This window comes from Sinobacterium caligoides (assembly GCF_003752585.1).
GTDB classification, from domain to species: domain Bacteria; phylum Pseudomonadota; class Gammaproteobacteria; order Pseudomonadales; family Sinobacteriaceae; genus Sinobacterium; species Sinobacterium caligoides.
This window is the reverse complement of record NZ_RKHR01000003.1, coordinates 701,386-717,147: the sequence shown is the minus strand read 5'-3', so window position 1 is coordinate 717,147 and position 15,762 is coordinate 701,386. Positions and strand designations below refer to the sequence as shown.

General features: G+C 52.1%; 13 protein-coding genes. 8 read left to right on the top strand and 5 right to left on the bottom strand.

Annotated features, from left to right (window positions below):
* The first annotated feature begins 8 nt into the window (after positions 1-8).
* Positions 9-1,412, top strand: coding sequence for a LamG-like jellyroll fold domain-containing protein (locus EDC56_RS03320; RefSeq protein ID WP_162844065.1), 1,404 nt, complete (start codon positions 9-11; stop codon positions 1,410-1,412).
* A gap of 114 nt (positions 1,413-1,526) precedes the next feature.
* On the opposite strand, the gene EDC56_RS03315 is transcribed toward EDC56_RS03320, so the two are convergent.
* From EDC56_RS03315 to EDC56_RS03295, 5 genes are all read right to left on the bottom strand, one after another.
* Positions 1,527-2,219, bottom strand: coding sequence for a VPLPA-CTERM sorting domain-containing protein (locus tag EDC56_RS03315; RefSeq protein ID WP_123711082.1), 693 nt, complete (start codon positions 2,217-2,219; stop codon positions 1,527-1,529).
* Between the two features lie 267 nt (positions 2,220-2,486).
* Positions 2,487-3,245 carry a YciK family oxidoreductase gene (locus EDC56_RS03310; protein ID WP_123711081.1) on the bottom strand — a complete coding sequence of 253 codons (759 nt, stop codon included), beginning with the start codon at positions 3,243-3,245 and terminating at the stop codon, positions 2,487-2,489.
* 29 nt (positions 3,246-3,274) lie between these two features.
* Positions 3,275-3,994 carry an HAD-IA family hydrolase gene (locus tag EDC56_RS03305; RefSeq protein ID WP_123711080.1) on the bottom strand — a complete coding sequence of 240 codons (720 nt, stop codon included), beginning with the start codon at positions 3,992-3,994 and terminating at the stop codon, positions 3,275-3,277.
* 12 nt (positions 3,995-4,006) lie between these two features.
* A complete protein-coding gene (gene ubiG, locus EDC56_RS03300; RefSeq protein WP_123711079.1) occupies positions 4,007-4,723 on the bottom strand; it encodes a bifunctional 2-polyprenyl-6-hydroxyphenol methylase/3-demethylubiquinol 3-O-methyltransferase UbiG in 717 nt (238 codons plus the stop codon).
* Positions 4,713-6,047, bottom strand: coding sequence for a TRZ/ATZ family hydrolase (locus EDC56_RS03295; RefSeq protein WP_123711078.1), 1,335 nt, complete (start codon positions 6,045-6,047; stop codon positions 4,713-4,715). The genes ubiG and EDC56_RS03295 overlap by 11 nt, the downstream gene beginning before the upstream one ends.
* A 407-nt stretch (positions 6,048-6,454) precedes the next feature.
* Here EDC56_RS03295 and gyrA point away from each other — a divergent pair, with 407 nt between their 5' ends.
* The 7 genes from gyrA (at position 6,455) to cmk (ending at position 15,745) form a co-directional block, all read left to right on the top strand.
* Entirely contained in the window at positions 6,455-9,079 is a 2,625-nt protein-coding gene (gyrA, locus tag EDC56_RS03290) for a DNA topoisomerase (ATP-hydrolyzing) subunit A (RefSeq protein WP_123711077.1), read from the top strand.
* A gap of 112 nt (positions 9,080-9,191) precedes the next feature.
* Positions 9,192-10,271, top strand: coding sequence for a 3-phosphoserine/phosphohydroxythreonine transaminase (gene serC, locus EDC56_RS03285; protein WP_123711076.1), 1,080 nt, complete (start codon positions 9,192-9,194; stop codon positions 10,269-10,271).
* A 108-nt stretch (positions 10,272-10,379) separates the two neighbouring features.
* Complete coding sequence (gene pheA, locus EDC56_RS03280) at positions 10,380-11,525, top strand: prephenate dehydratase (RefSeq protein ID WP_123711075.1); 1,146 nt, start codon at positions 10,380-10,382, stop codon at positions 11,523-11,525.
* 75 nt (positions 11,526-11,600) lie between these two features.
* The gene (gene hisC, locus EDC56_RS03275; RefSeq protein ID WP_123711754.1) at positions 11,601-12,704 is read left to right on the top strand and encodes a histidinol-phosphate transaminase; all 1,104 of its coding nucleotides are present in this window, start codon (positions 11,601-11,603) and stop codon (positions 12,702-12,704) included.
* A 2-nt stretch (positions 12,705-12,706) separates the two neighbouring features.
* A complete protein-coding gene (locus EDC56_RS03270; protein WP_211333543.1) occupies positions 12,707-13,597 on the top strand; it encodes a prephenate dehydrogenase/arogenate dehydrogenase family protein in 891 nt (296 codons plus the stop codon).
* Between the two features lie 92 nt (positions 13,598-13,689).
* Entirely contained in the window at positions 13,690-15,033 is a 1,344-nt protein-coding gene (aroA, locus tag EDC56_RS03265) for a 3-phosphoshikimate 1-carboxyvinyltransferase (protein ID WP_123711074.1), read from the top strand.
* The gene (cmk, locus tag EDC56_RS03260) at positions 15,023-15,745 is read left to right on the top strand and encodes a (d)CMP kinase (RefSeq protein WP_123711073.1); all 723 of its coding nucleotides are present in this window, start codon (positions 15,023-15,025) and stop codon (positions 15,743-15,745) included. The genes aroA and cmk overlap by 11 nt, the downstream gene beginning before the upstream one ends.
* The last annotated feature ends 17 nt before the right edge of the window (positions 15,746-15,762 follow it).

The window sequence follows — 15,762 nt, the reverse complement described above, 5'->3', positions numbered from 1 at the left end:
TGTGTCACATGATTATAAAACAGCCTAATAAAAGTTATTGTTTAGATGGTAGTGATAATGACCTAACCATCGTAAGTGTTGAAGATATTTGTTTTTCTCATTGTGCCTCTCTGAAGGCGGGAAGGTTGTTGTCTTTCGCTAGTGAGTCGATGAGAGGAATTAATAAGAAAAAATTCACTTCGACGGTTTGGGTAAAGCGGGCGGTGGATGACAGTAGTTTTAGCTTTATCGAGGAGGCGGGGTTTAGTTGTGACAAGATGGGAGGTCTTAAGTTGATGTGGCGATCACTGGATAGTGTCGCCGCCTTGCCTGTTGGTGTTTGGAGTCATCTGACCCTGGTTAAATGCGAAGACTTTGCGCAGCTATATGTTAACGGCGAATTAGTTGAAAGTTTAAATTTTCCGGTTAAATGGTCGGCCGAAGCCGGCTACTCGGTAGGTGATGTCGTTTCATTCGGTGATGCCTTCTATCGTGCATCATGGGGAACGCAAGGGCAGTCACCAAATAACCCCGGTAGGTTGGAGAGCTACCCATGGAGTGAGATCGATGATGAACCAATGATGAAATGGTTGAGAGATGAGGGGGATGTTTTTAATACTTATGGTTATCAATGCATGGCTGGCGAGGGGCTGTTTTATCGTCAGAATTTTTATGCTGAGGCGTTAACTCAACAAGAGGTATTTAAAGACTATCTCACCGGAGCGATTAGAAGCTATGCATTAAACGGAGAAGGTGGCGCTAGCGGTGGGGCTGTTGTAGATGATGAAAGGTTTACACATTGTGTTAGCTTGCCTAAAACAAAGACACTGAATTTTGGTACTGCGGCCAGCAATGGCATTTCTACAGATAGCTTTAGTGCAACCGTTTGGGTTAAGCGTAATGAAGAGGGGGCTTGTTTCAGTTTTCTCGAGGGTTCAGGTTTTAGTTGTGATGTAAGTGGTCGTCTTAGTCTACTTTGGCGATCATTAGATCATGTAGGTGTACTGCCTGTTGGTGTGTGGTATCACTTAGGCTTAGTTCGTGGGCGTACAGAGGTATCGTTGTATATCGATGGTAAGCAAGCGGACACTATTAGGTTGCCATCGCTATGGTCAGCTTCGGTTAGTTATGATGTGGCTGATCTTGTTGTGTTGAACGGGGCTCTTTATCGTGCAAAATGGTGGACAGAAGGTGTTTCCCCGGAGGATGTTGCCGTGGCGAATTACCCTTGGCAGTTGATCACTGACGAGCAGTTTTCTAGCTGGCATGATAAATCGATAACGGATTATGAGACCTTGAGTTATCAGGCGACAGGCGGTGGAGTATCTTTTGCAATGCAGAACTTTTATCCCGCGGCGCTAAATGCACAAGATGTCTATGCTGACTTCTACATTAACGCAGAGCACTTAAAGATCAATTTAGCTATAGCTTAATTGTTGTTATTCTCTGCTTAGGATCGACGTTGTGTCGCACTTTTTCTTTCGAAAAGCGCACGCTGCAACAAGCAGTCACTAGTTTGGCAAATGACTGCTTGTCGTACCCTCTACTTAAGCGTCGACACGCTTGCTTGATTTTCTTCTTACGCCGACAAGACCAAGAAGCGCTGAACCAAATAGCCAAACAGAGGCGGGCACAGGCACAACGGAGGTTTGGTCATTGACGGTCAAGCGAAAGGTATCAAAGGTAACTGCGCCACCGCCGGTGATAGTATCGTCAGAGATTTGTAGCCGAATGCCGAGAGACGGGTCGGAAGCTGCGACATAGTCGTTGTACACCGTAGTAATATCAAAACTTAGTGTGTCGCCGACATTTAAACTAATGGTAGAGAAGCTGCCTACCGATGCGGTTGCAGTTGCCTGGTAATCAGAAATGTCCTCTAGGTTGTTGCCTTCATAGGCGAATACGTTGATGGTGCCGTCGAAGGAGAAGTCATTGCTGCCGGCAAACAGTCCACCCAAGGTAAAGACGTCGAAGGTGACAAAGGCGCTGCTAGTGAGGGCTAAGTTGGAGAGGTCATATTCGGAGCTGCCACGAACGGTTTCGTTTTCGAAGCTCCCTACCTCAGCTTTACCAGCAGGATTACCGAAGTCGCCGCCCGTGTCAGAGTGAAAGTGGTCGCCAAGGGTGTGATCGATGCCGTTTGATGCAATGGCAAAGGTAAAGCCTTCTGTAATAGTGTTGGCGTTAGCGAGAGTGCAAGAGAGTAGAGTGGTCAGTGTTAGCGCTGTTTTCTTAAACATGATTAATTCCGTTTATAAATTTTAGTTGTGTGGCGATAACCATAGCTATTGCGTGGGTTTTATTTTATTTGAATACGATAATAATGCGTCCTGCTTTATCGCTTTTTTTCAATTATAAATCAAACAACTATAACGTATGGTTTGGTATGTTTGAACGGCGCAGAGGTTAACAGAGTTGTTGTTGTTGTAGTAGGTCTTTATGTTTTTATTTTTTGTTTGCGGGCTTTTTGGTGCCGACACCTCGCAGAGAGGTGTCGAGCCTGTCTTTTAGGAGGTCGCTTTTATCGGTTGGGCATTCAACGCTTGCCCGTTAACATTAAGGCTGTCCTCACCCATTAGGTAGAGGTAGGCGGGCATGAGTTGCTCGGGGAAGGGGTTGGTGGTGGGGCGCTCGGCAGGAAAGGCTGTGCGACGCATTGCCGTATTGGTGGCGCCGGGGTTTAGCGTGTTGACGCGGATGTTGCTGACGTTTTCTAGTTCGTCGGCTAGCACCTGCATAAGTCCTTCGGTAGCAAATTTAGAAACACAATAACTGCCCCAATAGGCGCGTCCCTTACGACCGACGCTAGAGCTAGTAAAGATTACTGAGGCGTGTTCGGCCTCTCGTAATAGAGGGATTAAATAGCGGGTCAGCATATAGGGGGCGTTGAGGTTGACCTGTAACGTCTGCATAAAAGTGGCGGTATGCGAGCTCTCTATAGGTCCCATTTGCCCTAGCTGTGATGCGTTGTGTAAAACGCCGTCGAGCTGCTCAAAGCTGGCGGCGATTTGGTTGGCCATTTGTTGATAGTCACTATCTGTGGCTGTTTTGAAATCGATGGGGTAGATGGCGGGTTGTGGGTTGCCTGCCTGCTCTATCTCGTCATAGACGGCTTCTAGTTTCTCAACGGTTCGTCCGGCAAGGATAACGGTGGCACCATGGGCGGCGTAGCTAATGGCGGCGGCGCGGCCAATACCGGCACCGGCGCCAGTCACGAGAATGGTCTTGCCCTTTAATAAGTCGGGGCGGGCTTGGTAATCGAGCATGCTGGTTTCCAGTTTGGTGGTTCTGAGTTTTATTGGTTGAGTGCTTCGATGGCTTCGGCGGTAGCGAGTTTCTCACACAGAGGGATCAACTCGTGTGCCTCGCTGATTAAATAGTCGGCCTGCCAGTCTTCAATTTTTTCACCCGCGACGAGGTAGCCATAGCGGCAACCGACGGTGATCATGCCAGCCGCTCTACCCGCTTCAACATCCCGCAGATGGTCGCCGATATAGAGGCAGCGTTGCGGCCTTACAGCAAGCTGTGTGGCGGCGAGTAAAATGGGTTCTGGACTTGGTTTGGCGTGACTAACATGGTCGGGGCAAACGACACTGCCAAAGTAATGGCCGAGACCAAGTCTTTCGAGTAACGGCAGGGTAAATGCCGAAGGTTTGTTGGTGACAATCGCCAGTGGCAGTTGCTCGCGGCGCGCCCAGTTGAGCACCTCCTGCATGCCAGGGTAAAGTTGGCTGGCACTGCACAGGTGTTGTCCATAGAGGTCGAGGAATTCCTGGCGTAACACCTCGAATTTCTCGTCGTCTTCGTCAATGCCAAAACCAAGTGCGACCATGGCGCGGGCACCACTCGAGACAACGCCACAGAGCTTTTGGTAGTCGACGGGTGGAAGGTGGTGTGCCTTGAGCTGCAGGTTGAGCACTTGCTCGAAATCACGTGCGGTATCGAGTACGGTACCATCGAGGTCAAATAATAGTGCGTCGAGATGCTCGCGCACCACGGTCTCTTTCCGGGTCATCTTTACTTGCTCTTACTTAGGCTTGTGCACATGGATCATGTAGTTGACGTCAACACCGTCGGCGAGCTTATAGCTCTTCGTAATTGGGTTGTAGTGTAGGCCGATCATATCAACAAGCTCTAACTCTGCGTCGCGAACAAATTGGCTGAGCTCGGAGGGGCGGATAAACTTAGCGAAGTCGTGGGTCCCTTTGGGGAGTAGTTTCAGTAGATACTCTGCGCCGACGACAGCCATTAGGTAGGCTTTGGGGTTGCGGTTGATGGTCGAGAAATAAAGGTCGCCACCGGGCTTGCAGAGCTTTGCGCAGGCCTTGATGACGGAGGCAGGGTCAGGGACGTGCTCGATCATCTCGAGGCAGGCGACGACGTCGTACTGCTCAGTATGACTGTCGGCCATCTCCTCAGCGGTGCTTTGCTGGTAGTCGATCTCGAGTTTGGATTCATGTAGGTGTAGACGGGCGACTTCGAGGGGTTGCTTGCCCATGTCAATTCCGGTGACGTCAGCGCCGCGCTGGGCCAGTCCCTCTGAAAGGATGCCGCCACCGCAACCGACATCGATGACTTTTTTGCCCGCGACGGGGGAGCGCTCATCAATGTAGTTGACGCGCAGTGGGTTGATCGCATGCAGCGGCTTGAACTCACTATTGAGATCCCACCAGCGGCTGGCGAGCGCTTCAAACTTGGCTACTTCGGCGGGGTCGACGTTCTGTTGTTGCGTGTTATCGGTCATTGTCGTTTCGTATCTTATTGCGCCACTGGGTGGTGCGCTGGTGAATGTGGCCGGTGTCTAGCGTGGTCAGCTGACGCTCGTCGAGTAATTGTTGCCCTGCAACCCACACATCGCTTATTGCGAGGGTGTTGTTGCCATATATAAGTTGTGACAGTGGATTGTATACCGGTTGGGCGGTCAGTGTCGTCATATCTAGCGCAACGATATCGGCAAATTTACCGATGCTGAGGCTGCCAAGCTGCTGCTCGAGACCTAGGGCTCGCGCGCCATTGATCGTGGCCATTTCCAACGCTTGATGGGCTTTGACGGCGCTGGCATCACCGGCAACGGCTTTGGCTAGCAGTGCGCCAGTCCGCAGTTCGCCGAGTAAGTCGAGATCATTGTTACTGGCGGCACCGTCGGTGCCGATGGCAATGTTAATGCCTTGCTTATGCAGCTTGTCTACCGGGCAAAAGCCGCTGGCGAGTTTGAGGTTGGATTCTGGGCAGTGCACGATCGAGGCGCCACTACGACGAACGCGTGCAATGTCATCATCGTTGAGAGCGGTCATATGAACGAGCTGGGTGTTGGCTGTGAGCAACCCTAATTGTTCGAGTCGTTGTAATGGTCGCATGCCGTGTTCACGAAGTGAATCGTCGACCTCTTGCTGCGTCTCGTGGCAGTGGATTTGAATCTTTAGTTGATGTTGCTTGGCGGTGTTGATGACCTTGTTAAAGTTCTCGTCGCTCACGGTGTAGGGAGCGTGCGGGCCGAGAGCGACAGTGATGCGTGGGTGGTCGTGATATTGCTGTGCAAGAATACCAGCTTTGGCGAGGGCGTCATCGGCACCGCTGGCCCAGTTGTTGGCGAAGTCGAGCACGGTGGCGCAGAGTTGTGCGCGGATACCGCTGGCCTCAATCGCCTCTGCAGCCTGCTCGGGGAAGAAATACATATCGCTAAAGCAGGTGGTTCCGCCGAGGAGCATCTCGGCAATGGCGAGTTCGGTGCCGTCACGCACAAAGTCGCCATCGACCCAGCGCGATTCGGCTGGCCAAATGTGCTCCTGTAACCATTCCATCAGCGGGTAGTCGTCGGCGTAACCCCGCAGCAAGGTCATCGCGGCGTGGCCGTGGCAATTGATAAGGCCGGGTATCAATAAGTGATCGGCGAGATGTTTTTCTATGCGTCCCCGGTAGCGTTGCTGTAATTGCTGGCGGGGGCCGTAATCAATGATGATGCCCTTGTCGATGGCGAGGGCGTGATTTGTATGGCAGCTCTGCGCATCGTCTACAGGAATAACCCAGCCCGCGCTAATAAGGGTATCTATGCTCTGTTCTTGGCTCATAAAAAGTCGGGTCTCGCTTCGCTGAAATTTGTGGTTGTGTGCTGAAGGTTGTTTTTGGGGTCGATAGAGTGGGATTAGTATAACCTGTATTGGTGGTTATTGGGGCTAACAGAGCGGTTGTGGAGGCCTCAAATGTGTTTAAGGAGTAAATCCCCTGTATATTAGCTTTCGCTAAAGTAGCAGAAATCGCTTCTACGGGCTCTCAGAGCGTGACAGCGGGGGTGGTTATGTTATGATCTGATGCTTGAATTTTTGTCGTCTCTCAATCTCTCGGGCGACTGCCTCCTAAATGTTGACCGTTTATTGGTCGCGGTGGGGGTAACCGGGGGCGAGGGGCGCAACAGCGAGTATTTAAATCTAAGATTTAAATCGTCGACATAACTTAACCGTAGGGGCAGCCATCTTCCATGAGTGAGATAGCAAGAGACATTATACCGGTCAATATCGAAGACGAGATGAAGCAATCTTATCTCGATTACGCGATGAGCGTCATCATCGGTCGTGCACTTCCCGATGTGAGAGATGGCCTGAAGCCAGTGCATCGTCGCGTCTTGTTTGCGATGAGTGTACTTAATAATGACTTCAACAAGCCCTACAAGAAGTCGGCGCGTGTCGTCGGTGACGTCATCGGTAAATATCACCCGCACGGTGACTCCGCGGTTTATGAGGCCATCGTACGTATGGCTCAGCCTTTCTCCCTACGTTATATGTTGGTTGATGGTCAGGGTAACTTCGGTTCTGTTGATGGTGATAGTGCGGCGGCGATGCGTTATACGGAGATCCGTATGCGCAAGATCACCCATGAGATCATGGCTGACCTGGATAAGGAAACCGTCGATTACGTAGAAAACTACGATGGCACCGAGCTGATTCCTGCAGTTATGCCCACTAAAATCCCCAACCTCTTGGTGAATGGAGCCTCGGGTATTGCGGTTGGTATGGCGACGAATATTCCACCGCATAACCTCGGTGAAGTGATCTCCGGTTGTTTGGCGCTGATTAACAACAGCGATATTACCATCGACGAACTGATGGAGCACATCCCAGGCCCAGACTTCCCTACAGCGGCGATTATCAACGGCCGTGCGGGAATTATCCAAGCCTACCGCACAGGGCGTGGCCGCATTAGGATTCGTGCTCGCGCCGAAGTCGAGACGAATGCCAAGGGTAGAGAATCGATTATCATTACCGAGATCCCTTATCAGCTCAACAAGGCGCGCTTGATCGAAAGGATCGCCGAGTTGGTCAAGGATAAGAAGATCGAGGGTATTAGCGAGCTGCGTGACGAGTCTGATAAAGACGGCATGCGTATCGTGGTGGAAATTAAGCGTGGTGAAATGGGCGATGTCGTCCTGAATAACCTTTATGCGCAGACCCAGCTAGAGGCGGTGTTCGGCATTAACACGGTTGCATTGGTTGACGGTCAGCCAAGGATCCTGAATCTTAAGCAGCTACTCGAATATTTCTTATTGCACCGCCGTGAAGTTGTTACACGTCGTACTGTTTATCTGTTACGTAAGGCACGCGAGCGTGGGCATATCTTGGAAGGTCTGGCGATAGCTATTTCCAATATCGACCCAGTGATTGCTGCGATTAAGGCTTCTGCCAATACTGCTGAGGCACGTGAGGCGCTGATTAGTGTCGGCTGGGAGCTGGGTAATGTCGCGCAGATGCTCGAGCAGGCGGGCGAGACAGCTTGTCGTCCAGAGGACCTACCGGAAGAGTTTGGTTATCGTGACGGTAAATATTACCTCTCGCCAGTTCAGGTCCAGGCTATCTTGGATTTACGTCTCCAGAAGCTCACGGGCATGGAGCATGAGAAACTGATCTCCGAGTATCAGGAGCGTCTCGAGCAAATTATTGAGTACCTACATATCTTGGCCAGTAGCGATCGTTTGCTTGAGGTGATCACCGAAGAGCTTGAGCTGATCCGTGATGAGTATAGCGATGAGCGTCGTACCGAAATTTGTGCTTCTACTCACGACCTAACAGTTGAAGATTTGATCCCAGAGGAAGATCGAGTTGTGACCATCTCCCATGGTGGTTATGCGAAGACTCAGCCGCTGTCAGATTATCAAGCGCAGCGCCGTGGCGGTAAAGGCAAGTCGGCGACGGCAGTGAAGGACGATGACTTCGTTGAGCACTTGTTGATCGCTAGTACCCACGACACCATATTGTGTTTTAGTGATTTCGGTAAGGTGTACTGGTTGAAGGTGTTCCATATCCCAGTTGCCAGTCGCATCTCTCGTGGTCGCCCTGTGGTCAATTTGCTGCCGCTAGAAAAGGGTGAGCGTATCACCAGTATCCTGCCTGTTAGTGAGTATCGTGAAGATCAATTTGTGGTCATGGCGACTGCACATGGCACGATCAAGAAGACGGCGCTGACTAACTTTGCACGTCAGCGCAGCACGGGTCTGATTGCCGTGAAGCTCGATGACGGCGACTCTCTTGTTGGCACGGCCATCACCAACGGTGGCGATGACATCATGTTGGTCTCAGATGCGGGTAAGGTGGTTCGCTTCGAAGAGTCGTTATTGCGTCCGCTGGGTCGTAGCAGCCGCGGTGTGCGCGGCATCAAGATGGATGAGGGTAGTTCCGTTATCTCCTTGATGATCCCTGCCGAAAACGGCCGAATGTTGAGCGTTAGCGAAAATGGCTACGGCAAACAGAGTGACATGGCTGAGTTCCCGACCAAAGGTCGCGGTAATATGGGTGTTATTGGTCAGCAGTGCAGTGATCGTAATGGCTCGCTGGTCGGTGCTGTGCAGGTGTTTGAAGGTGATGAGCTGATGCTAATCAGCGACCAGGGCACGATGGTGCGTACGCGTACCAGCGAGATCTCTGTGTTGAGCCGTAATACTCAGGGCGTACGCTTAATTCGCCTCAGAGACGGTGAGAAGCTGGTGAGCTCGGCGCGTATCGAGGAACCCGATGAAGAAGAACTGTTAGAGGGCGAAGAGTCTGCGCTGGAGGGTGGCGAAGCTGTAGAGGCGGCAGCACCTTCTACTGATGACGGCGACGCTAACGAGTAAAAAGTTGGCCCCCAAGCCGATAATGATAACAACCTGTGTGAAAAGGGATAAAAAGTGAGGCGACCTTAGGGCGTCTCACTTTTGCTTTTATTAAGAACGAGGACTGATAGCAATGACACGTAAATTTAACTTCTGTGCCGGCCCCGCCGCGATACCTGAGGCGGTGCTACAACGTGCCCAACTTGAGATGAGTGATTGGCATGACCGCGGTTTGTCGATTATGGAGATGAGCCATCGTTCTCCTGAGTTTGTCTCCGTTGCGCAAAAGGCAGAGGCGGATTTTCGAGAGTTGATGTCTATCGGTGATGATTATGCGGTGCTGTTTTTACAGGGCGGTGCCAGCAGTCAGTTTGCCTCTGTACCCTTAAACTTACTGGGCGAAAAAGGTACCGCTGATTACGTTAATACCGGGCAGTGGTCGAAGAAGGCAATTAAGGAGGCTGGTCGTTTCTGTGACGTCAACGTCGTGGCTAGCTCAGAGAACACAAGCTTTTCCACGATACCGGCTTTCGACAGCTGGCAGCTGAATAAAGAAGCAGCATATTTGCACTACACGCCTAACGAGACAATCGGAGGGGTGGAGTTCTTTTGGGAGCCGCAGGCCGACGTGCCGCTGGTTGCGGATATGTCTTCCACTATTCTCTCGCGTCAGATTGATGTGAATAAGTTCGGTTTAATCTATGCGGGAGCGCAGAAGAACATCGGCCCTGCCGGCTTAACGCTCGTTATCGTTCGTAAAGATCTACTTGATCGTGCGCAGGCCAGTTGCCCGGCGATGTTTAGCTATAAGACGGCGGCGGAGAATGACTCGATGTACAATACCCCGGCGACCTATAGCTGGTATTTGTCCGGCCTTGTTTTCGAGTGGCTGAAGGAGCAGGGTGGTGTGGCGGCGATGGAGCAGGTGAATGCACGTAAAGCGGCCAAGTTGTATGACTTTATCGACAACTCTGGTTTTTATGCCAACCCGGTTGAGCGAGCGAGCCGTTCATTGATGAATGTGCCGTTTACGCTCGCTGATAGCGCGCTGGATAAGGCATTTTTGCTCGGCGCCGATGAGTCAGGCTTGCTAAACCTTAAGGGGCATCGTAGTGTCGGTGGTATGCGTGCGAGTATTTATAATGCTGTGCCGGAAGAGGCTGTCGACGCACTGATTGCCTATATGGCTGACTTCCAGCAGCGCAACGCCTAGTCTGTTTAAATCGTGGTCGTGTGTTCGCTTTTTCTTGGACGCAACGATCTTCATTGAGTAACTCCTCGGCGCGCTGCGGCGAGGAAGCGATAGCTGAGTTGAGTGGTTATGGTCGATAGTTCAAAGAGTGATTGCGCAGCCGAGGTTCCGAGCCTGGCGGAGTTGCGAGACAGTATCGATAGTATCGATCGTCAAATTCATCAGTTGATTAATCAGCGAGCGGTCTGTGCGCAGCGCGTTGCCGATGCCAAGTTTATTGAATTTGAGGCAGCGAAAGCAGATGGTCGCGACCCAGAGGAGGTGTTGTTTTATCGCCCGGAACGCGAGGCGCAAGTATTGCGTAAGGTGATGGAGCGTAATGACGGGCCGCTGGAAGGGCGTGCTGTGGCGCATATCTTTCGAGAAATCATGTCGGCCTGCCTAGCGTTAGAGAAGCCCATGCAGGTTGCTTATCTTGGCCCCGAGGGTACTTTTACTCAGGCCGCGGCGGTCAAACATTTTGGCCACGCGGTAATCCCTCAGCCTCAGCAAACTATCGCGAGTGTGTTTGGTCAAGTGGAGTCCGGTGAATGTAATTATGGCGTGGTGCCGGTCGAAAACTCGACTGAAGGTATGGTGACGCATACACTCGATAGCTTTATTAACTCCTCATTAAAAATCTGTGGTGAGGTTGAGCTCCGTATTGAGCTTAATTTGATGGCTCAGTCAGGGGTGAAAATTGAGCAGGTAAAAACGATTGTGGCGCATCAGCAGGCGCTGGCGCAGTCCCGCTTGTGGCTCGACAAACACTGGCCACATGTTGAGCGAGTGGCTGTCAGCAGTAATGGCGAGGGGGCTAAGATGGCCGCTGCTGACCCGAGTGTTGCGGCAGTCGCCGGTGTTATGGCGCAGGAGGAATATAATTTAGTCAGTCTCTCCTCTGGCATCGAAGACTTCTCAAACAACACGACTCGTTTCTTGATTATTGGTCGCGAGGCGGTCGGTAGCAGCGGTGCAGATAAGACCTCTATCGCAGTCACCACGCGTAATAAGCCAGGTGCACTTTTTAACTTGTTGCAACCCTTTCAAGATGCCGGTGTGATGCTAACGCGGATAGATACGCGTCCCTCACGGACGGAGACGTGGACCTATGTCTTCTTCATGGAGTTCGAGGGGCATGTCGATGATAGTGATGTGAAGGGGATTATGGAGCAGATTCGGGAGCAATCGGTAGTGATTAAGCATCTAGGCTCCTACCCGAAAGCGGCCCTGTAGCAAGAAACTGTGATTAAACTAGGCGGGTGCTGTCGTTGACGGTGCTGTTTTCGCCGCTAAATGATGAGTATGACCATGAGTTGTGATTTTTTAGCTCTCGCCAATGCGGGCATCCAAGGCCTGCACCCTTATCAGGCGGGCAAGCCGATCGAAGAGCTGCAGCGTGAGCTCGGCCTTGATCATGTGATTAAACTGGCGAGTAATGAGAATCCGCTAGGGCCAAGCAGCAAAGTCGTGGCTGCACTGCAAGCGGCCTCAGCTGACATCTGTCGTTATCCGGACGCTAATGGTTTCGAGTTGAAGGCAGCGCTCAGCGAGCGTCTGTCAGTGTTGTCATCACAGCTGACGCTGGGTAATGGCTCTAACGATGTTTTGGATTTGATTGCTCGCGCTTACCTCGAGCCTGGCAAGTCGGCGGTTTTCTCTCAGCATGCGTTTATTGTCTACCCTATTGCGGTGCAGGCCTGTGGTGCTCGTGCCATTGTAACGCCGGCGAAAGACTGGGGACATGATCTGGATGCGATGGCGTCGGCGATTGAACCGGACACTCGTCTGGTGTTTGTTGCTAACCCGAACAACCCGACAGGCACTTGTTTTTCTGCTGCCGCTTTTACTGCGTTTATGGCTAAGGTGCCGAGTGATGTGGTGGTTGTGTTAGATGAGGCCTACATCGAATATAACAGTGGTGAAGACCTGCTTGACGGTGTGAATTTGTTGGCGCAATACGATAATCTGATCGTCACGCGTACCTTTTCTAAGGCTTGGGGGTTGGCGGCCTTGCGTGTTGGTTATGCCATCGCAAATGAGCAGATTACGGATGCGCTGAATCGGGTGCGGGCCCCCTTTAATGTCAATAGTTTTGGCTTGGTTGCTGCGCGTACAGTGTTGACTGACGATGACTATTTACAGCGAGGCTGTGCGGTTAATGCGACAGGAAAGCAGCAGCTGCAAGAGGGGCTGGCCCGCCTCGGTATCGATTACATTCCCTCCGCTGGTAACTTCATTGCCGCTCAGTTTGAGGGAGATGCTCTGGCGATTTATGATGGGCTGTTGAGAGAAGGTGTTATCGTACGTCCAGTGGGTGTTTATCAGATGCCACAGCATCTTCGTCTGTCGATTGGTCTAGAAACAGAAAACCGCTTTTTACTGCAGGCGCTGACAAAAGTGCTGGGTAGCTGAGGATGATTATTAATAAATTGGTGGTGCTAGGCGCCGGTCTCATCGGTGGCTCTCTTGCCAAAGCCTGTCGACAGCGTGGTCTTGCGGCCGAGGTTGTTGGTTGGGGGCGCAAGGAGGCTAATCTGCAGAAAGCTATCGACTTTGGTGTCATCGATCGCTATGAGCTGGATTTGGCGGAAGCGGTGAAAGACGCCGATGTTATTTTTATAGCTACCCCGACGCTTGTTGCTGAGAGCATGTTAGAGCGTTTGGCAGTTGTGGCCGATAGCCGTAGTATCATCACCGACGGCGCTAGCGTGAAAGGAAACCTTTATCGCGCGGCTCAACGTATTTATGGGCAGGTACCGTCGACGTTGGTGTTGGGTCATCCCATTGCGGGCTCCGAGGAGTCCGGTGTCGAGGCGGCAAATGCCGAGCTCTATGTGAATCACCGTGTGATCTTGACGCCAACAGCTGAGACCTCATCAGAGGCAGAGGCTGTAGTGCGTGAGTTGTGGCAGGGCTGTGGTGCGGAAGTGGTCAGTATGGATGTGGAGCGCCACGATCGAGTCTTGGCAGCGACGTCACATCTGCCGCACGTTCTTGCGTACTCGTTGGTCGATAGCTTGGCGCAGCAAGACTGCAGCTATGAAATTTTCGATAATGCTGCCGGTGGCTTTCGTGACTTTACTCGTATCGCCGCCAGTGATCCGCAGATGTGGCACGATATCGTGCTGGCGAACAAGGCTGCGGTATTGTCTATGATGGATGACTTTACCGATCAGCTGAAGCTGCTGCGCGAGAATATTGCCAGTGATAATGGCGACGAGATTATGGCGAGCTTCCAGCGTGCACGTGAGGCGCGACGACACTTCTCCTCGATCTTGCAGAAGCGTCAACAAAAGAAATTATAATCCGCCACGGCTATGGCAAGGCTTTATGCTGCATAGCCGTCATAAATTCTGGCGATAGTACTTAGCAGTAATGATTTTGAGAGTAATAGATTATGTCGGACAATAATATTCAGTTCTTAGCGCGCCCAGGCGAATCGTTATCTGGTGAGTTTCGTGTGCCTGGAGACAAGTCAATTTCACACCGCTCTATCATGTTGGGCTCTCTAGCAGAAGGTGTGACGACGGTTGAGGGCTTTCTTGAAGGAGAAGATGCTCTGGCGACGCTAAATGCCTTCCGTGATATGGGGGTGGCAATTGAGGGGCCGGATGCAGGTCGGGTGACAATTAATGGCGTGGGCTTGAATGGCTTACAGCAACCCGCTGCTGCGCTTGATATGGGTAACTCTGGGACTTCGATGCGTCTGCTCAGTGGTATCTTGGCGGCACAATCGTTCAGTTCGACGCTGATTGGTGACGCCTCTTTGAGTAAGCGTCCAATGGCGCGCGTTGCCAATCCGCTGCGCGAGATGGGGGCGAAGGTTGAGACGGCCGAAGCGGGCCGCCCGCCGATGATCGTCGGTGGTGGTGAAGCGCTAACAGCGATGCATTATGACATGCCGATGGCGAGTGCGCAGGTGAAGTCCTGTGTGCTGTTGGCTGGCTTATATGCGGATGGGGAGACCTCCGTGACGGAGCCAGCGCCGACGCGGGACCATACAGAGCGTATGTTGCGTGGCTTTGGTTATGAGGTTATTACCGAAGGCTCTACGGCAAAGTTACTCGGTGGTGGTACGCTCAGTGGCTGTCATATCGATGTGCCTGCCGATATTTCCTCTGCGGCCTTCTTTATGGTGGCGGCGAGCATTACGCCGGGAGCCGATATCACCCTGCGTCATGTCGGTATTAATCCGACCCGAGTGGGCATTATTAATATTTTGCGCTTGATGAATGCGGATATTGAGTTGTTCGATGAGCGTGAGGTAGGTGGTGAGCCGGTGGCGGATATACGTGTGCGTTACCGCGGTCTTAAGGGAATTCACATACCAGAAGATCAGGTGCCGTTGGCGATTGATGAGTTCCCGGTACTGTTTGTTGCTGCGGCCTGTGCCGAGGGGCAGACCGTCTTATCGGGAGCAGAAGAGTTGCGGGTCAAAGAGAGCGATCGTATCCAGGTGATGGCCGACGGCTTGGTTGACTGCGGCATCGATGCCACGCCGACAGAGGATGGCATGGTGATAAATGGTGTCGGTGAAGGTGTGCGACCTTTTGGGGCGGCGACGATCGCCACGCATGGTGATCACCGCATTGCGATGTCTTTCGCTGTGGCGAGTTTACGCGCTACAGAAACGATTACTATTTTAGGCTGCGGAGCCGTAGCGACATCGTTCCCAGGCTTTGCAGAATTGTGTAACAGTATTGGTTTTAAAATTGAGGTAGTAGATAACGATGCAAACTAGGCAAGCAATAGTTGTTGCAGTTGATGGTCCTGGTGGTGCCGGTAAGGGCACCCTCTGCCAGTTGTTGGCAGCGGAGTTCGGTTTTGCTCTGCTTGATAGCGGCGCTCTGTATCGTTTGACAGCACTGGCAGCTCAGCGCCAAGGTGTTGATTTTGATGATGAGGCGGCATTGGCGCAAGTTGCGGCGAACCTCGATGTACGTTTTGATGCGGGTGAGCAGGGGCAGGGGGTGACGACCTGGCTGCAGGGCGAAGTTGTGGGTAATGAGTTGCGCACGGAGCAGACTGGCGGCTTGGCCTCTAAAGTTGCGGCGTTGACTCCGGTGCGTGATGCCTTGCTGCAGCGTCAGCGTGACTTTGCTCAGGTGCCCGGTCTTGTGGCTGATGGGCGTGACATGGGGACGGTAGTTTTCCCTGAGGCGGCGCTGAAGATATACCTGACAGCCGGAGCTGAAGAGCGGGCGCAGCGGCGCTATCTGCAGTTACGGGATAAAGGGCAGTTAAGCGACGATGAGTTGCAAGGTGAGGGGCGAAATGTTACCCTCGCGCGTCTTCTCGAAGAGATCAATTTGAGAGATGAGCGGGATAGTAACCGTGCCGTGGCACCTTTACGGCCCGCAAAAGATGCACAAATTATTGATAGTACAGCAATGTCTATCGAAGAGGTGAAAGCGGCAGTTGTTGCTTTTGCCAAGGAACGCGGACTAATTTAAGGCGCGTTCTGGCCATG